At 58.4% G+C, this 17,525-nt stretch carries 13 protein-coding genes; 6 read left to right on the top strand and 7 right to left on the bottom strand.

All coding sequences use genetic code 11. From position 1 onward, the window contains the following. Nucleotides 1–117: 117 nt before the first annotated feature. From ACR0I8_RS00680 to ACR0I8_RS00670, 3 genes are all read left to right on the top strand, one after another. The gene (locus ACR0I8_RS00680; protein ID WP_170373682.1) at nt 118–453 is read left to right on the top strand and encodes a DMT family transporter; all 336 of its coding nucleotides are present in this window, start codon (nt 118–120) and stop codon (nt 451–453) included. Between the two features lie 76 nt (nt 454–529). Then, nucleotides 530–2,347 carry a translational GTPase TypA gene (gene typA / locus ACR0I8_RS00675; RefSeq protein WP_170641564.1) on the top strand — a complete coding sequence of 606 codons (1,818 nt, stop codon included), beginning with the start codon at nt 530–532 and terminating at the stop codon, nt 2,345–2,347. Nucleotides 2,348–2,636: 289 nt separating this feature from the next. After that, nucleotides 2,637–3,212: a hypothetical protein gene (locus tag ACR0I8_RS00670; RefSeq protein WP_480702625.1), complete on the top strand. Its 576-nt coding sequence runs from the start codon at nt 2,637–2,639 to the stop codon at nt 3,210–3,212. Between the two features lie 122 nt (nt 3,213–3,334). On the opposite strand, the gene ACR0I8_RS00665 is transcribed toward ACR0I8_RS00670, so the two are convergent. The 4 genes from ACR0I8_RS00665 to recA form a co-directional block, all read right to left on the bottom strand. Further along, nucleotides 3,335–3,958 (bottom strand): transglutaminase-like cysteine peptidase, encoded by a 624-nt coding sequence (locus ACR0I8_RS00665; protein WP_170688642.1) that lies wholly within the window; start codon nt 3,956–3,958, stop codon nt 3,335–3,337. A gap of 340 nt (nt 3,959–4,298) precedes the next feature. Continuing rightward, the gene (locus ACR0I8_RS00660; RefSeq protein ID WP_170688641.1) at nt 4,299–4,586 is read right to left on the bottom strand and encodes a DUF1330 domain-containing protein; all 288 of its coding nucleotides are present in this window, start codon (nt 4,584–4,586) and stop codon (nt 4,299–4,301) included. 1 nt (nt 4,587) lies between these two features. Further along, a complete protein-coding gene (alaS, locus tag ACR0I8_RS00655; protein WP_170688640.1) occupies nt 4,588–7,260 on the bottom strand; it encodes an alanine--tRNA ligase in 2,673 nt (890 codons plus the stop codon). 179 nt (nt 7,261–7,439) lie between these two features. Next, entirely contained in the window at nt 7,440–8,507 is a 1,068-nt protein-coding gene (recA, locus tag ACR0I8_RS00650; protein WP_170548797.1) for a recombinase RecA, read from the bottom strand. 192 nt (nt 8,508–8,699) lie between these two features. On the opposite strand from recA, the gene ACR0I8_RS00645 reads away from it, so the two are divergent. Further along, nucleotides 8,700–9,293 (top strand): sulfotransferase family 2 domain-containing protein, encoded by a 594-nt coding sequence (locus ACR0I8_RS00645; RefSeq protein WP_170688639.1) that lies wholly within the window; start codon nt 8,700–8,702, stop codon nt 9,291–9,293. A 3-nt stretch (nt 9,294–9,296) separates the two neighbouring features. Here ACR0I8_RS00645 and ACR0I8_RS00640 read toward each other — a convergent pair whose 3' ends face one another. The 3 genes from ACR0I8_RS00640 to guaB all read right to left on the bottom strand — a co-directional run bounded on the left by ACR0I8_RS00640 (nt 9,297) and on the right by guaB (nt 14,378). After that, nucleotides 9,297–11,588: an ATP-binding protein gene (locus tag ACR0I8_RS00640; protein WP_170688638.1), complete on the bottom strand. Its 2,292-nt coding sequence runs from the start codon at nt 11,586–11,588 to the stop codon at nt 9,297–9,299. 109 nt (nt 11,589–11,697) lie between these two features. Beyond that, nucleotides 11,698–12,855, bottom strand: coding sequence for an RsmB/NOP family class I SAM-dependent RNA methyltransferase (locus tag ACR0I8_RS00635; protein WP_170688637.1), 1,158 nt, complete (start codon nt 12,853–12,855; stop codon nt 11,698–11,700). 74 nt (nt 12,856–12,929) lie between these two features. After that, nucleotides 12,930–14,378 (bottom strand): IMP dehydrogenase, encoded by a 1,449-nt coding sequence (gene guaB / locus ACR0I8_RS00630; RefSeq protein WP_170374314.1) that lies wholly within the window; start codon nt 14,376–14,378, stop codon nt 12,930–12,932. Between the two features lie 219 nt (nt 14,379–14,597). Here guaB and ACR0I8_RS00625 point away from each other — a divergent pair, with 219 nt between their 5' ends. Together ACR0I8_RS00625 and ACR0I8_RS00620 are read left to right on the top strand one after the other, a co-directional pair. Then, nucleotides 14,598–16,643, top strand: a complete 2,046-nt coding sequence (locus ACR0I8_RS00625) for an ASKHA domain-containing protein (protein ID WP_170688636.1) — start codon at nt 14,598–14,600, stop codon at nt 16,641–16,643. Beyond that, nucleotides 16,603–17,523, top strand: a complete 921-nt coding sequence (locus ACR0I8_RS00620; RefSeq protein WP_480702622.1) for a class I SAM-dependent methyltransferase — start codon at nt 16,603–16,605, stop codon at nt 17,521–17,523. Before ACR0I8_RS00625 ends, ACR0I8_RS00620 begins: the two co-directional genes overlap by 41 nt. Nucleotides 17,524–17,525 lie beyond the last annotated feature (2 nt).

The raw sequence follows: 17,525 nt of genomic DNA, 5'->3' as shown, positions 1-17,525 counted from the left end.
GGTATACCCGACCTTTATCTTGTGGTGTCACGCACCCAAGCAACCGAATGTGCTTGCCGGGGCGGCCTGTTTCATGTTGAGAATTCGCGCGTGATTTGCATGCAAAAGGTTGAGATCATGCCCAAAGCCTACCTGATCCTGCTGATGGCCGTCTTTGCCGAAACCGTAGGCACAACGGCCTTGCAGGCCAGTCAGCAATTCTCGCGCTTCTGGCCTTCGGTTCTGGTCGTAGTTGCTTACGGAGTGGCGTTCTACCTGTTGGGATTGACGTTGAAATACATGCCAGTGGGCATCGTCTATGCGATCTGGTCCGGGCTTGGGATTTTTTTCATCGCAATCATCGGCTTTGTGGTGTTTGGGCAAAAGCTCGACCTTTGGGCGGTTCTGGGGCTGGCCCTGATATTGGCCGGAATCCTGATCATTCATCTGTTTTCAAAGACCGCAGGTCACTGAACGCCGGTTTGGGCTGGTATATTGCGTCAAGCCGCGCTATGCGCCGGGCAACTTCCCGTTCAAAGGCTGACCTCTCATGGACCTGCGCAATATCGCAATCATCGCTCACGTGGACCACGGTAAAACGACCCTGGTGGATGAGCTGCTCAAACAATCCGGCGCGTTCCGGGAAAATCAGGCCGTGGCGGAACGCGCCATGGACAGCAACGATCTGGAACGCGAGCGCGGCATTACCATTCTGGCCAAAGCGACCTCGGTCGAATGGAAAGGCACGCGCATCAATATCGTCGACACCCCCGGCCACGCCGATTTCGGCGGCGAGGTTGAGCGTATCCTCAGCATGGTGGACGGTGTTGTCCTGCTGGTTGACGCGGCTGAAGGTCCGATGCCTCAGACCAAATTCGTGACTTCCAAAGCACTGGCACTGGGCCTACGCCCCATTGTGGTCCTGAACAAGGTCGACAAACCCGATGCCGAACCCGACCGCGCGCTGGATGAGTGTTTCGACCTCTTCGCCAACCTCGGCGCTGATGATGATCAGCTGGACTTCCCGGCAATGTATGCATCGGGCCGTTCGGGCTGGGCGGATATGGAGCTGGACGGGCCGCGCAAGGACCTGACCGCGCTGTTCGATCTGGTCGTCGATCACGTACCTGCGCCGAAACAGGCCGAAAAGAAAGACGAGCCGTTCCGCATGCTGGCAACGACCTTGGGCAGCGACCCCTTCATCGGTCGTATTCTGACGGGTCGTGTGGAAAGCGGTACTCTGAAAGCGGGCGACAGCCTCAAGGCGCTCAGCCGCGATGGCTCGCTGATCGAGAATTTCCGCGCGTCGAAAATTCTGGCCTTCCGCGGTCTGGCCCAACAGCCGATCGATGTGGCCGAGGCCGGTGACATCGTGACCATCGCAGGTATGAGCAAAGCCACCGTCGCGGACTCGCTGGTGGCCCCTCAGGTCGAAGAGCCCCTGCCTGCGCAGCCCATCGACCCGCCGACCATTACCGTGACCTTTGGCATCAACGACTCGCCTCTGGCTGGTCGTGACGGCAAGAAGGTGCAGTCCCGCGTCATCCGCGACCGCCTGATGAAAGAGGCAGAGTCGAACGTCGCGATCCGCATCACTGACACGCCCGGCGGCGAGGCTTTCGAAGTGGCCGGTCGAGGCGAATTGCAGATGGGCGTTCTGATCGAGAACATGCGCCGCGAAGGGTTCGAGCTCAGCATCTCTCGTCCGCAGGTTCTGTTCCGCGAGGAAGACGGTCAACGGCTGGAGCCTGTCGAAGAAGTCACGATCGACGTGGATGACGAATACTCGGGCGCAGTCATTGAAAAGATCACCGGTGCTCGCAAGGGCGAGTTGGTCGAGATGCGCCCCGCCGGTGCCGGCAAGACCCGGATTATCGCGCATGTGCCGTCCCGTGGCCTGATCGGCTATCACGGAGAGTTCCTGACCGATACCCGCGGCACCGGTGTTCTGAACCGCGTGTTCCATGGCTGGGCCGCACATAAAGGTCAGATCCCGGGCCGCCGCGCAGGCGTTCTGATCTCGATGGAGAATGGCCAGGCCGTCGCTTACGCTCTGTGGAACCTCGAAGAGCGTGGCCGCATGTTCGTTGGCCCTCAGACCGATGTGTATCAGGGCATGGTGATTGGCGAGCATTCCCGCGACAACGATCTGGAAGTGAACCCGCTGAAAGGCAAGAAACTGACCAACGTGCGGGCCAGCGGCTCGGACGACGCGGTGCGCCTGACACCCCACATCCAGTTCTCGCTGGAAGAAGCCATTGCCTATATTGATGACGACGAACTGGTCGAGGTGACGCCCAACGCGATCCGTCTTCGCAAGCGATTCCTTGACCCGCATGAGCGGAAACGGATGGCGAAAGCCGGATAAATCGCCGTTCTCGATTGGGAAACAATGCCATTTTTGTGACATTATTTCCTCAATCTTGAAAAATGGCATTCAAGGAGCGGTCAGCCCTCGGCTGGCCTTTCTTATTGGTTTTAAGTGATTTTTGCGATTTTTCCTGTCTTTTGGCAATCTCGCCAAGTGGGCGGCGACTTGTAAGTTCGACCTTAAAAAGGTGTAATCTTGTCCAAAGTGTGACGTCGTTCATACAAGCCCATTTGGTTTTGGTGCATAAGTTCGACGCAGAGATTAACGAGTACCGAGGAGTTCCATCATGGGCATCCATTCCAGCAAACTAAAAGTAATCGCCGCAGCTGTTGCCGTTCAAATGGTAGGCGTTACAGCCGCACAAGCCGCATGTACTGTCTCAACGGCACGTCAGGCTGCAAGCTCGCCCGAGATCCTCTGCGAATGTGACGCCGTCACATCGGGCATGATCCGTTACATTCAGCGTCGCGCCGATTTCGGTAACTTCCTGGCCCGTACGGGTGCGGAATGCCCGCAACTGGCCGCGCTGCTTTCGGACTTGCCGACCGCATCCACAGGGTTCGCTGATCAAAGATCCGGAGATGGCAAACCTGATGGAAATCCCGGTACTACGGGTGGTCCGTCTGGAAATCCTCCGGGTGACGACGGCGGTCCCGATGACAAAGGCGGCGACGACGGCAAAGGTGGCGACGACGGCAAAGGTGGCGACGACGGCAAAGGCGGCGACGACGGCAAAGGCGGCGACGACGGCAAAGGCGGCGACGACGGCAAAGGTGGCGACGACGGCAAAGGTGGCGACGACGGCAAAGGCGGCGACGACGGCAAAGGTGGCGACGACGGCAAAGGCGGCGACGTCACATAACAAAGTTCTGAGGTTTCTGATCCTGCTTAGAACACAATTCCAGCTGCAGGTTTGTTGTACACTGCGAGAATCAAAAAGGGCGCCCAAGCAGGCGCCCCTACCTATTCAGATTGTAGATTTGGTCAACTATTCCCGTAAACCCCGACCCAACGGCGCGGCTGCTTTGGGTCTTGCATCCTCAGAAACAGATACCGAGTCGCTTTCCACGGTTTGATGCTGTTGGTCAAGTTGTCCAGAACCAGATCGCCCTGAGCTGATCGATACACCAACACAGCATGCGCGTTCCGACGCGTATCCAGTACCGTGGCAATCAAAAGCTTGCTAGGATCTATTCCTGCTTTGATCAGATTGCGCTTTTTCAACAAGGCAAAGTCTTCGCAATCACCGCCCCGTGTCGTCGGCAAGGCCCAAAACTCACGCTGTCGGTATTGAGATTGGTCTGTAATTGCACGGGTGGACGCGTTGACTTGCAAGTTCACTTTCTTGACGATCTGCATTTCCTGCTTGCTCGTCAACGACGCCGCTCGTTGGCCTGAACAGGCCCAGCTGTACTGACGGCAAAGTTGTTGTGCTCCAGACGGCGGCGGAGAGGTTGAAATCGCAGTGATGAACGCCCCCTCGGACGCTTGCGCCACAGAAGCAGTGAAGAACGACGTCAGGACCAAAGCGCAAATCCCAACGGAGCGCCCTGAAAATCTGGCGACCGACCGAAGACCCGCCGAAAAACCTACTGCCGAATATTTCATACCCGTTCCTCAATCCATGTTGCCCGCGTGAGTCCGGCCAATCAGGGTGTCGAAGTTTTCCGACTTTAACCGCAACTGGCTTTGGTGACGCAATCAATGTTGAAGATCAGGGGTAAAAAAGGCGGAAATTCGTCACAATCCGCGGCAATTTCGGGCAAGAATTGAGGGCAATCCGCCACATTTATAACTGGGTTAGAGTGTTTAATCGATGTAATGTATTGTTTTTTAATAAACTTTTAACGCAATCGGGACCCCCGAGAAAGAAATGGAAGCCGCGCGGGATTTTATGTGCTGATTTTCGCTGAGTCCGTCAAACCGACCCGGCTGAAACAGCTGATTCTCAGTCGGTGATCTCAACAATGACCAATTCGCGCTCGCTTGCCCCGCGGGCGTGATCGAGCGCTTCTTGGTATGCGGCGGAGTTATAGCACTCGACCGCGGCCTCAACTGAAGGGAAACGTGCGACCACATTGCGCGGACGCTCCTTACCTTCGAGCTGTACGTAACGCGCGGCACGCGCGATGAACTCTCCGCCGTGCTGTGCGATCGCGGGTCCCGCCAGCTCGGCGTATTTTCCATAAGCTTCAGTGTCAGTTACCGTGACATGTGCAATCCAAAGAGCAGCCATCTTACCTCTCCAATACCTGTTCGGCGGCTTTGATTGCCGCATCTGCGTTGGTCGCGTCCTTGCCGCCACCTTGAGCCATATCCGGGCGACCACCGCCGCCCTTGCCGCCCAGCTCAACCACTGCGGCTTTGACCAGATCAACGGCCGAAACCGTATCGGTCAGATCCGCGGTGACCCCAGCCGCGACAGCCGCTTTGCCGCCTGTGTCCGCGATCAACAGAACCGCGCCAGATCCCAGTCGGCTTTTGTGTTCGTCGATCAATGCAGGAAGATCTTTGCCGGACACACCGCTGAGTGTCTGGGCCAGAAACTTGACGCCGTTGACTTCGGTCGCTTCCGCGCCGCCGCCCTGCCCGGCCCCGCCTGCCATAGCGAGATCGCGGCGCAGCTGAGCAACTTCGTTTTGCAGGGCTTTCCGCTCATCCAGCAGAGATTTCACACGTGTGACCACGTCATCCGGCTGTGCTTTCAACTCTAACGCGACCTGTGCCAAGCGGTGATCTTGCGCGGACAGATAGCGGAAGGCTTCATCGCCCGTGAGCGCCTCAATCCGCCGGACACCTGCACTGCTTGCACTGTCGCCCAGTACAACGAACGTGCCGATATCGCCGGTTTGGCGGACATGCGTGCCACCGCAGAGTTCAATCGACCAAGTCTCGCCATCCTGGCCCTTGCCGGTCGGCGCCTTACCCATCGAAACAACGCGAACTTCGTCGCCGTATTTCTCACCAAACAAAGCCTGAGCACCCAGTTCACGTGCGTCGTCCGGCGTCATGATCCGGGTTTCTACGCTCGAGTTCTGGCGGATGAAATCGTTCACCTCACGCTCGACCTTTTGGATTTCCTCCAGAGTCAGAGCCTTGGAATGGCTGAAATCGAACCGCAAACGATCCGAGGCATTCAAAGAACCCCGCTGAGCTACGTGATTGCCCAAAGTCTCTCGTAGAGCTTCGTGCAAAAGGTGCGTGGCAGAATGATTGGAACGAATGGCCGAACGGCGCGCATGATCCACTTCTAGCTCAACCGCGTCACCTTTGGATAGGGTGCCATGATCCACGGTCACCTTGTGTGCATAGACTTTGCCATCGGCGAATTTCTTGGTGTCTTCAATGCGCGCAATTTCTTCGCGCGCATCGAGGCGGCGTAGCTCACCACTGTCGCCGACCTGACCACCAGCCTCGCCATAGAACGGTGTTTGGTTCACGACGACCCAGCCACTGCCACCCTGTTCGATCTTGTCGACCAGAGCGCCATCGACGATCAGCGCCGCGACCTGAGCCTCGGCTTTTTCGGTGTCATAGCCCAGGAAATCGGTCGCGCCAGCGCTGTCGGCCACGTCAAACCAAACCGCCTGATCCGCAGCCTCGCCGGAACCGGCCCATGCCGCGCGGGCCTTGGCTTTCTGCTCTGCCATGGCCGCATCGAACCCGTCAGTATCGACGGTCCGGCCTTTTTCCCGCAGGGCATCCTGGGTCAAATCGAGTGGGAACCCATAGGTGTCATAGAGCTTGAACGCCGCATCACCGGACAAAGCAGCACCGTCGGGCAGGCCCGCGACCTCGTCATCCAGCAGCTTCAGGCCGCGATCCAGCGTTTGCTTGAACCGTGTTTCTTCCAGCAGCAGAGTCTCTTCGATCAACGCCTGCGCCTGCCCCAGTTCCGAGTATTGCGCGCCCATCAGTTGTACGAGCGAGGGCACCAGCCGGTGCATCACCGGATCCTTGGCGCCCAAAAGGTGTGCGTGACGCATGGCGCGGCGCATGATCCGGCGCAGAACATAGCCACGTCCGTCATTGCTGGGCATCACGCCGTCAGCAATCAGGAACGAGGTTGAGCGCAGGTGGTCCGCGATCACGCGGTGGTGAACGTTCTGATCGCCATAAGGATCAACGCCGGTCGCCTCCGCCGAAGCCTCGATCAGTGTCTTGAACAGGTCGGTGTCGTAGTTGTCATGGCTACCTTGCAGCAGCGCGCCGATCCGCTCCAGCCCCATGCCAGTGTCGATCGACTGCATGTCAAGCTCCACCATCGAGCCGTCCTCGAACTGCTCGTTCTGCATGAAAACGATGTTCCAAATTTCGATGAACCGGTCGCCATCTTCCTCAGCCGATCCCGGAGGGCCGCCCCAGATGTGATCGCCGTGGTCATAAAAAATCTCGGTGCAGGGACCGCAGGGTCCGGTCGGCCCCATCTGCCAGAAATTGTCGCTGGTAGCGATACGGATGATGCGATCCTCGGGAACGCCGACTTTCTTCCAGATTTCAAAGGCTTCGTCGTCGGTGTGATAGACCGTGGTCAGCAGACGGTTTTTGTCGATGCCGAATTCCTTGGTGATCAACTCCCATGCGAAGGGAATCGCGTCGTGCTTGAAATAGTCACCGAAGGAGAAGTTCCCCAGCATCTCAAAGAAAGTGTGGTGGCGCGCGGTATAACCCACATTGTCGAGGTCATTGTGCTTGCCGCCTGCCCGCACACATTTTTGCGCGGTGGTCGCGCGCTGGTAGTCGCGCGTTTCAACACCGGTGAACAGGTTCTTGAACTGCACCATGCCCGAGTTCACGAACATCAAAGTCGGATCGTTGCGCGGCACCAGAGGGCTGGACGCCACCACTTCGTGCCCCTGCTTGGCAAAGTAGTTCAGAAAGGTCGATCGGATGTCGTTCAACGTTGGCATGGGGCTCTCTCAGCGCGCAATCATAATGGTCTGCGCAGGTTTATCGCCGTGCCTGCAGAGTGTCCACAGCATTGACCTTCCAAACGAAACAAGGCGGCCCCGACGGACCGCCCTGTTTAAGTTATTCTCAGCACTGTCGGAGCGCTGGGAGATTTCTGGTGTTCCCTCTCGCGCGTTCCTTAGGCCTCGAGGATATCGTCATCCTCGGCCACTCCGGGCGGCATGTCGAAGTCCAGACCATGGGCCGCGCGGATCTTGTCCTCGATATCCAAAGCGATCCGAGAGTGATCGCGCAGATACTGCTTGGCGTTTTCGCGACCCTGCCCGATCCGTTCGTCCCCGTAGCTGAACCACGAACCCGACTTCTCGACCACACCGGCCTTGACGCCAAGATCCAGCAGCTCACCCATTTTCGAGATGCCTTCGCCGTACATGATGTCAAATTCCACCTGTTTGAACGGAGGGGCCACCTTGTTCTTAACGACTTTGACACGGGTCTGGTTACCGACCACTTCATCTCGATCTTTGATTGCGCCGATACGGCGGATGTCCAGACGAACCGAGCTGTAGAACTTCAGCGCGTTGCCACCGGTCGTGGTTTCCGGGCTGCCAAACATCACGCCGATCTTCATCCGAATCTGGTTGATGAAGATTACCATGCAATTCGAACGGCTGATCGAGCCGGTCAGTTTGCGCATCGCCTGACTCATCAGACGGGCCTGAACGCCGACGTTGCTGTCGCCCATGTCGCCTTCCAATTCGGATTTCGGCGTCAGCGCCGCCACCGAGTCGACCACGACCATGTTCACCGCGCCAGACCGAACCAGTGTGTCGGTGATTTCCAGCGCTTGTTCGCCGGTGTCAGGCTGCGAGATCAGCAGTTCGTCCAGATCAACGCCCAGCTTGCGGGCATATTGCGGGTCAAGCGCATGTTCTGCGTCGACAAACGCGCAGACACCGCCGCGCTTTTGCTGTTCGGCAATACAATGCAGGGTCAGCGTTGTTTTGCCTGAGCTCTCAGGCCCGTAAATCTCAACAATCCGGCCCATCGGCAGACCGCCGATTCCCAGCGCGATATCAAGACCCAGAGACCCGGTCGAGCTTGCCTCGATATCCTGCTTGGCATCCTCGCCCAGCTTCATGATCGAGCCTTTGCCGAATTGCCGTTCGATCTGGGCCAGCGCGCTATCGAGCGCCTTTTGCTTGTCCGCGTTTTTCTTGTCGCTCATCGTCAGAAGATCCGCCATTGTCCTGTCGCCTTCCCTTTTGTCACACCCTTTGCCGGGCGGCAATCGCTGCTTTGTTCGCCTCTTGTTCCTTATGGGACCAAAAAGAGAACATTTCAACTAAAACTTACAGAACTTACTCTTGGCCAATTGTGTTAAAGATCCGTTTACGCCAATCTGTTATCCGAACTATCATCGACGTGGGAACACTAAATGCTTGTTTTCTATAAGGAACGCCTTGCGTTTTTATCTGTTCCCAAAACCGGCAGCACCGCATATAACTCCGCGTTGCGCGCCCGAGCCGATCTTGTGATCACCCACCCGCCGGAGCTTAAACATGCGCCGGTGCGCCGATATGACCGTTTTATTCAGAACATGTTCCGCAAAATGTACGACACCGAGATGGAGATCATGGCCGTTGTCCGTGAACCCATTGATTGGCTGGGCAGCTGGTACAGGTTTCGTCGGCGCGAAGATCGCATAGGTCATCCGCATTCTACGCGCGATGTTAGCTTCGACGCCTTCGTGCAGGCCTATATGCAGACCCCTCAGCCCGAATTTGCCAATGTCGGCAGTCAGAGTCAGTTCTTCCGCCCCCGAAACAACGGCGTTGGGGCCAGTTATGTTTTCAAATACGACCATCAGGACAGAATCGTGGAATTCCTGCAAAGCCGATTGAACTACGACTTCACTTTGCAGCGCGAGAACGTCTCGCCACCCGCAGAGACAATTCTGTCTTCTGAAACCGAAGCGGCATACCGCAAGCATTCTAGGGCCGATTTTGCGGTCTATGACGCGGCGCAATAGGCGTCAGTTCATCTGCTGAAAAACGGCCTCAGTCAGTTGCGTCAAAGAGAATGGTTTGGGCAGAAAGGTCGAGTTCGGAACCTGGGGGCCCGAGTCGCCAAACGCGCCCTCGGTATAGCCCGAGACAAATACGACCCGGACATCGGGCCTTGTCTCCATGGCTTTGGCAACCCAGGTCGGGCCGTCCATTCCGGGCATGACCACATCCGTTACGAACACGTCGACATTCAGGTCGGAATCTTCCAGCAAGGTCAAAGCATCCTCGGCGGATTCCGCCTCGAGCACCGTATAGCCCTTCAGGCGCAACGCGCGGGTTGCGAAGGCGCGCACCGGCGCCTCGTCTTCGACCAAAAGAACAACGCCCTCGCCCTGACGCGCGGTTTTGGAATCTGGAACATCTTCGGGCTGAACCTCGACGGGTTTCGCTTCGACACAAACCGGCAGGAGCAGTGAAAACTCGGTACCGCGACCGACAGCGCTGTCGACAAAGATGAATCCGCCCGTCTGTTTGACGATCCCGTAAACAGTGGAAAGGCCAAGCCCGGTGCCCTCGCCCGTGCGTTTGGTGGTGTAGAACGGCTCAAACACCTTTTGCAGCTTGTCGGCGGGAATACCGACGCCGCTGTCGATCACCTTGACGGTCATGTAATCACCAGGCGGAACCGTGGCCCGGTCTTGGCTTAAGGGCTCGGTCAGGCTCAGCACCTCGGTTTCGATGCGAATCTCACCGCCTTCAGGCATTGCATCGCGCGCATTAACGACGAGATTCATCAACACCTGCTCCAACTGCCGTTTATCAGCACGCACAGGCTTAAGGACAGGATCATGGCTGAGCGTCAATTGAACTTTCTCACCGACCAATCGATTCAATAGGTGGATGAGGTCCGAGATGGTGTCGCGCACGTCCAGAACCTCAGGCCGCAAGGTCTGTTTGCGCGAAAAGGCCAGAAGCTGGCTGACCAGAGCCGCCGCGCGATTGGCATTCTGATTGATTTGAACGAGGTCACCATAGTTGGGATCGTTTTGATCATGGCGCAGCAGCAGCAGATCGCAATGACCTGATATCGCGGTCAATAGATTGTTAAAATCATGCGCAACCCCACCGGCCAACTGGCCGACAGCCTGCATCTTCTGTCCCTGAACAAATTGCGCCTCGAGTGTTTTCAACTCGGTCGCGTCGTTCAGAACCGCGATGAGGTGGGTTTTCCCGTCGATCTGAACACGGTCCAGAGTGACCTGCACAAACAGTTCTTTGTCGTCGCGGGTCAGTCGCTGGAATTCGGATCGGGCGGAATCCTCGCCCGATGCCGTTTGCGCCAGCCACTCGAGAATTGGATGGTTCAGCCCCTGCAGGATCTGGTCAATATTGGTCTCGTTTAGGCAGAGATCACCCAAGAGAGCCAACGCCATCTGGTTTGCCTGCAGTATGGTCCCCTCGGGCGTCATGCAAATGATCGGGACGGGCAGTTCGGCAAGTGAGGATCCATGCTCGGGTTGGACAGGCTGAGAAACCGGCATCAAAACAAGGTGCCGTTCCGCCCCCGACGCCGATACGCCAGTGACCGCGACGCGTCTTTCCCCCTCATAAGCAGGGACCGAGCAGATTTGACCATCATGTGGCAATTCGTTCGGAAAGATATTGTCAATCGAACCCGGTGCCGCGCCGAAAAAGGCCCTTGCGGCGGTATTAAGGTGTAACAGGCGCCCGCCCCGGCCGATGGTCAGCACGGGAAGGGTGATCTTGTCCCATTGCCCTTGGTGGCCAAGCTTAATCCGCCAGCCGAACAGGTGGTCTGCCAATCGAACAACCGAAACCGGGACATTCTCGCCAACTGTGATGATGTCCTCATCCGCTGAGCCATTTGCTTGGGCCAGTGTCTGCAACCTCAGTAGAAGGCTCGACGGGTTGGCGAAGACCGAGCGCAGGACCTCGGGCAGCGTTGCCTCCGGCTCGGCTTTCAACTGTTCGCGCGCAATTGGATTGGCGACCAGAACAGTGCCCTCTTCATCGGCAATAACGCTTGCGCAATCGTCCTGATCCACAAAAACTGCCAGCATATCAAGGGTTTGATGAGCGGCCTTGTCGGCAAAGAGGCCATCGATCAGAATCCAGAGTGTCGCAAAAAGGACCGAGACTCCGACGACGATCATGCCTTGCGTCCAGTCCGCCGGCACCCGACCCGTATATGGCGCGACATATAAAAGGGCGGCCAGTCCAACCAGCGCTAAAACACGTGCAACAGATGGCGTTCTCCGCGAACGGGGATAGGAGAACGAATATGTTGAATCGGACATGAACGACCCGGGTAGCTTTTTTGAGAGCAATAACGATCCAAAATGGTTAATGCCCGCTTAACAAAGTTAAGGGACTAAGAAAACTACCTGAGGTTGTTTTAATGGGTTCCTATCTTATCAGATGCGCCGTGAAAAACCCGTCGACGCCATCCGTAACACGCCAATTCCGTTGAAGCTTCGCCGTCCAATCGGGGTTCTCCGACACAAAGCTTCCAATAACCTGTGTGTTTTCGTCCTGAAGCATCGAACAGGTCGCATAGGCGAGAAGACCTTTGGGATGAACCAGTGGCGCGACCTCACCCAGGATCGTGCGTTGCAGCTGGCTCAATTCAATCAAGCGCTCTTCACTCAGAGCCCATTTTCCGGCCGGAGCGCGCCTCCACGAGCCACTTCCCGAGCAAGGTGCATCGACCAGCACGATGTCAAAGGGCGCGAAACGGGCTAGTTCCGGTGTCTCAAGGCAGGTCACTTTTACGCCCGCACGGTCAGCACGGTTCGGCAGGTCCTGCATGCGTTTGGGGTTGATGTCATGTGCAAACACCTCGACTCCTTGATGGGCCGCGAGGGCCAGTGATTTCCCACCACCGCCGGCACAATAATCAAGAACGCGCAAACCGGGTTTCAGGAGCAAAGCCGCCACAACCGCCTGACTGGCCGCATCCTGTAGCTCGACCAGACCCTCCAGATAAGCCCGGCTTTGCGCAACCTTGCGTGCGCCCTCAATCACAGCAAGAGCCGTCTCGCAGGCGGGATGGAGTTCAGTTTGAACCCCGTCAGCCTCTAAAGCACGGGTCGCGCCTTCCACGTCTGTTTTGTGCAAATTGACCCGAAGATGCACCGGAGCGCGGCTTTGCAGCGCCGCTGCGGCCTCAGTCGCCGCATCCCCAAAAGACGCGGAAAACCGGGGCCAGAGCCAGTCTGGAATATCAAACTGCTCGGCCAGTGACACGAAACCTCGACCCAGCTCAGAGGCTTCAATCGGCGCAGGCGCGTGGCGTTCGCCAGTGAAGAGAGTGCCAGGCGCCTGCCCCGCAGCACGCATCGCTCCGATCATCAGGCCGCGACCCGTCTCAGCCCCCCCAAGCGCCGCAAAGGACCGTTTGCAGCGCAAGGCCGTAAAAACGTGATCCCGCACCGCTGCGCGATCCTTGGAGCCAGCGAACCGGCTGCGCCGCGCCCACCCAGTCAGGGCTTTTTCAACGGGCGCGCCGTCCAGAATTTGGTCAAGGATCTCGATCGAGGCCTGAACACGGGCTGCCGGTGTCATCTTTCCCTCCGTCGGCTTTCCAAGAACGCAAAACGGCGCCCGCGTCGGGGCGCCGCCTGCAACAGATCACCAGATCACATAACCCGGTAGTTCGGGCTTTCGCGCGTGATCTGCACGTCATGCACGTGGCTTTCCTTCAGACCCGCCCCGGTGATTTTGACGAAATTGCAGTTCTTGCGCATCTCTTCGACTGTGGCACAGCCGGTATAGCCCATGGCCGCGCGCAAACCGCCGACCAGCTGGTGAACAACCGCTCCTGCAGAGCCTTTATAGGGCACCTGACCTTCGATCCCCTCCGGCACCAGCTTGTCATTGGCGGCATCCTTCTGGAAATAGCGATCCGCCGAACCGCGCGCCATTGCACCCAAGCTGCCCATGCCGCGATAGGATTTGAAAGAGCGGCCCTGATACAGGATCACCTCACCCGGGCTTTCATCCGTACCCGCGATCATCGAGCCGACCATGGCGCAGGACGCACCCGCCGCGATGGCCTTGGCGAAATCGCCCGAAAACTTGATACCACCATCCGCGATCACCGGCACATCTCCGGCAGCTGAGGCGCAGTCCATGATCGCCGTCAGCTGAGGTACCCCGACACCGGCCACCATCCGAGTGGTACAGATCGAGCCCGGCCCGATACCAACCTTGATCGCATCCGCGCCCGCATCAATCAGCGCTTTGGTGGCGTCAGCCGTTGCGACGTTACCTGCAATGATCTGAACTTCGTTCGAAAGCGTTTTGGCGCGTTTGACCGCCTCCAGAACACCTTCGGAATGGCCGTGAGCGGTATCGACGACGATAATATCGACCCCCGAGTCGACCAACAGTTCCGAGCGCTCAAACCCTGCATCCCCGACCGAGGTCGCGGCGGCGACGCGCAGACGGCCCAGGTGGTCCTTGCAGGCCGTCGGGTTCAGAACGGCTTGTTCAGTGTCTTTCAGGGTCAGCAGACCGGTCAGCTTGCCCTCGCCATCAACGACCAGAAGCTTTTCGATCCGACGGGCGCGCATCAGGGATTTGGCCTCTTCCAGATCGGCAGGCTCTTGCAGCATCGCCAAATTGTCCGAGGTCATCATGGCCTTGATCGGCGTGTCGTCCGACGTGGCAAATCGCATGTCCCGGTTGGTCACGATGCCGACAACGCGGCCCTGCTCGTCCACAACCGGGAAACCCGTGAAGTTGTAGCGCTGCACCAGCGCCTGCGCGTCTGCCAACGTCTGATCGGCGCGCAGCGTCACTGGGTTGTAAACGATGCCCGATTCGAACCGTTTCACCCGGCGTACCTCGCGGGCCTGTTCCTCAACCGATAGGTTCTTGTGGATCACACCGATCCCACCGGCCTGCGCCATGGCGATGGCCATACGCGCCTCGGTCACCGTATCCATGGCCGAGCTGAGCAGCGGGATGTTCATGGAAATCTGACGCGTCACGCGCGTCGTCGTATCCGCTGTTGCCGGCAGCACTGAAGATGCGCCCGGAACAAGAAGTACGTCGTCAAAGGTAAGTGCCTCACGAATCTGCATCATCAAACCCCATGCAAAAGCCCGTTTGGCGGTGACCCTATTGCATGGATTGACCCGAAGGAAAAGCCCCAGAACCCAAGTTGTTTGCCCTTGGGTAGGAATAGCACGTCACAAAACGACGCTCGTTGTACAAAACGTGCCGCTGACAGGGCTTTCCCTTTGTGAATAAACTCATATCTTCCCCGGCATACGCGCGAACACAATTTAGGCAGGCCGACCATGACCACCGATCCCCTTGTCGTCTTTACCCCCTCGGGCAAACGCGGGCACTTTCCCGTTGGCACCCCGATTCTGACCGCCGCCCGACAGCTGGGCGTCGATCTGGATTCGGTTTGCGGAGGGCGCGGCATCTGCTCGAAATGTCAGATCACGCCCAGCTACGGCGAGTTTCCCAAGCACGGCGTTACCGTCTCGGAAGACGCGTTGAGTGAATGGAACGCGGTGGAGCAGCGCTATGATGACAAGCGTGGCCTGAAGCCCGGTCGTCGTTTGGGCTGTCAGGCCTCGGTTCAGGGCGATGTGGTGATCGATGTGCCGCCCGAAAGCCAAGTTCACCGTCAGGTAGTCCGTAAGGCCGCGGCGGTGCGCGCCATCACCATGGACCCGGCCACGCGGCTGTATTTCGTGGTCGTCGAAGAGCCCGACATGCACTCGCCCACCGGCGATCTGGAGCGTCTGGAACGTGCCCTGCGCGAGCAGTGGAAGATCGAGGCTGTTACCGCCGATCTTTCCCTGATGTCCAAGCTGCAACCGGTGCTGCGCAAAGGCAAATGGGAAGTCACTGTCGCCGTTCACAAAGGCCATAAGGACTCGGCGGCCCGCATCGTCGAAATCTGGCCCGGCCTGCACGAAGGGGGCCTTTATGGTCTGGCCATCGACCTCGGCTCGACCACGGTTGCGGCGCATCTGACCGATCTGGAGACGGGTGAGGTCAAGGCCTCATCCGGTCTGATGAACCCTCAGATTCGCTTCGGCGAAGACCTCATGAGCCGAGTTTCCTACGCCATGATGAACCCCGGCGGCGATCAGGAGATGACCAAAGCCGTGCGTGAGGCGATCAATGACCTGACCACCTCGATCGCTGAAGAAGCGGGCATTGACGCCAGCCTAATCGTTGAGACGGTGTTTGTTTGTAACCCGGTCATGCACCACTTGCTGCTGGGTCTGGACCCGGTCGAACTGGGGCAAGCTCCGTTTGCGCTGGCGACTTCGGAAAGCATGTCTCTGCCCGCGCGTGAGATGGACCTGACCACGATGAACCCGCGCGCGCAGATCTACATCCTGCCCTGTATCGCCGGTCACGTGGGTGCCGACTGTGCCGCCGTTGCCCTGTCGGAAGAACCCGGCAAATCCGAAGACCTCGTGCTAATCGTGGACGTGGGCACCAATGCCGAAATCCTGCTGGGCAACACCAGCCGCGTTCTGGCTTGCTCGTCGCCTACTGGGCCCGCATTCGAAGGCGCGCAGATCAGTTCTGGCCAACGCGCCGCCCCCGGCGCGATTGAGCGGATCGAGATTGACCCCGTCACCAAGGAACCCCGCTTCCGCGTGATCGGATCCGAGAAATGGTCCGATGAGGACGGCTTTGATCAGGACATCGCCACCACTGGCATCACCGGCATCTGCGGCTCTGGCATCATCGAGGCGGTGGCCGAGATGCGCATCGCTGGCCTGCTGGACGAAAGCGGCCTGATCGGATCGGCCGAGCAAACCGGCACGCCCCGCTGCGTTCCTGAAGGGCGCACACACGCCTATCTGATCCATGATTCCAGCGCGGAAGGTGGCCCTCGGATCACGGTCACCCAAGGCGATATCCGGGCCATCCAGCTGGCGAAATCGGCACTTTATGCGGGTGCGCGCCTATTGATGGACGAGATGGAGGTCGACCGCGTGGATCGCGTGGTTCTGGCCGGGGCCTTCGGTGCGCATATCTCGACCAAGCACGCGATGGTTCTGGGCATGATCCCGGATGCACCGCTCGATAAGGTCTCTAGCGCGGGCAACGCGGCTGGTACCGGCGCCCGGATTGCACTGTGCAACATCGGCTCGCGCGCCGAGATCGAGCGTGTCGTCCGCGAGATCACCAAGATCGAAACCGCCATCGAGCCGAAGTTCCAGGACCACTTCGTTGCCGCCAACGCGATCCCGCACAAAACGGACCCATTCCCGGAACTCGCACAGGTCGTCACCCTGCCCGCACCGTCCTTCAACACCGGTGGCGGCGATGAGGAAAAGACTGGCCGCCGTCGCCGCCGGAGGTCATAGTTCCCCTCAAAAGGGGGCTGCGATGCTGAACATCAACGGGGATCAGGAAGAGTTCTGGGGCAAGTCTGAAATGGGTACCCGCTGGCTGACCTTTGAAGATCAGCTGGACACCTTGTTTCAGCCCGTCCTGGAACTGGTCCTGAAACGATCTGGCTTGTCACGGGGCATGCGGATTCTTGATATCGGCTGTGGCACTGGCGCATCTGCGCTGGCCGCTGCGCAGCTTGTTGGGGCTGAGGGTGCGGTGCGCGGCATCGACATATCGGAACAGTTTCTAGAGCGCGCGCGCCAGCGGGCCAGCAATGCTGGTCTGGGCAATCTTTCGTTTCAATATGCCGACGCTCAGACCACAGAGCTTTCGCGGGGCGATATTGACGCGATGATCTCAAGGTTCGGCGTCATGTTCTTTGCCGACCCGACCGTCGCCTTCGCCAACATGGCTCGCGCCCTGAAGCCCGGTGCGCAGATGACCTTTGCCGCTTGGGGCGGTCTGTCTGACAACCCTTGGTTCAAAACCCCGCATATCGCTGCCACAGCGCGGTTGGGTCAGCCGCCTAAAGTTGACCGGAATGCCCCTGGGCCGCTCGCCTTCCATGACAAGGACAGAGTCGCTGGCCTGATGCGCGATGCGGGGCTGGTTGATGTTCAGGTCACGACGGTTTCGCTGGTGCTAAACGGACCACTATCGGTCGAAGACGCAGCCCTGCTATGCACCCGTGTGGGACCTGCTGCGCGTGTGATCGCGCATTTCAACGGCACCGAAGAGGATGTGCGCGCGATCGTCGATACTGTTGTGCTACAGTTCGAGGAGTACCTCACTTCGGAAGGAACGCGAGTCCCGGCCGTTATCAACCTGCTGCAAGCGCGCCGTTCACAATAGAC

The sequence above is a fragment of the Ruegeria sp. BG9 genome, assembly GCF_056538305.1.
The sequence above is the reverse complement of the archived record's forward strand: the minus strand, read 5'-3'. Positions and strand labels throughout refer to the sequence as shown.

Bases quoted from the DNA above. Each gene is read 5' to 3' on its own strand.
- ACR0I8_RS00680 (WP_170373682.1), top strand. From the start codon at position 118: ATGCCCAAAGCCTACCTGATCCTGCTGATGGCCGTCTTTGCCGAAACC.
- typA (WP_170641564.1), top strand. From the start codon at position 530: ATGGACCTGCGCAATATCGCAATCATCGCTCACGTGGACCACGGTAAA.
- ACR0I8_RS00670 (WP_480702625.1), top strand. From the start codon at position 2,637: ATGGGCATCCATTCCAGCAAACTAAAAGTAATCGCCGCAGCTGTTGCC.
- ACR0I8_RS00665 (WP_170688642.1), bottom strand. From the start codon at position 3,958: ATGAAATATTCGGCAGTAGGTTTTTCGGCGGGTCTTCGGTCGGTCGCC.
- ACR0I8_RS00660 (WP_170688641.1), bottom strand. From the start codon at position 4,586: ATGGCTGCTCTTTGGATTGCACATGTCACGGTAACTGACACTGAAGCT.
- alaS (WP_170688640.1), bottom strand. From the start codon at position 7,260: ATGCCAACGTTGAACGACATCCGATCGACCTTTCTGAACTACTTTGCC.
- recA (WP_170548797.1), bottom strand. From the start codon at position 8,507: ATGGCGGATCTTCTGACGATGAGCGACAAGAAAAACGCGGACAAGCAA.
- ACR0I8_RS00645 (WP_170688639.1), top strand. From the start codon at position 8,700: ATGCTTGTTTTCTATAAGGAACGCCTTGCGTTTTTATCTGTTCCCAAA.
- ACR0I8_RS00640 (WP_170688638.1), bottom strand. From the start codon at position 11,588: ATGTCCGATTCAACATATTCGTTCTCCTATCCCCGTTCGCGGAGAACG.
- ACR0I8_RS00635 (WP_170688637.1), bottom strand. From the start codon at position 12,855: ATGACACCGGCAGCCCGTGTTCAGGCCTCGATCGAGATCCTTGACCAA.
- guaB (WP_170374314.1), bottom strand. From the start codon at position 14,378: ATGCAGATTCGTGAGGCACTTACCTTTGACGACGTACTTCTTGTTCCG.
- ACR0I8_RS00625 (WP_170688636.1), top strand. From the start codon at position 14,598: ATGACCACCGATCCCCTTGTCGTCTTTACCCCCTCGGGCAAACGCGGG.
- ACR0I8_RS00620 (WP_480702622.1), top strand. From the start codon at position 16,603: ATGAGGAAAAGACTGGCCGCCGTCGCCGCCGGAGGTCATAGTTCCCCT.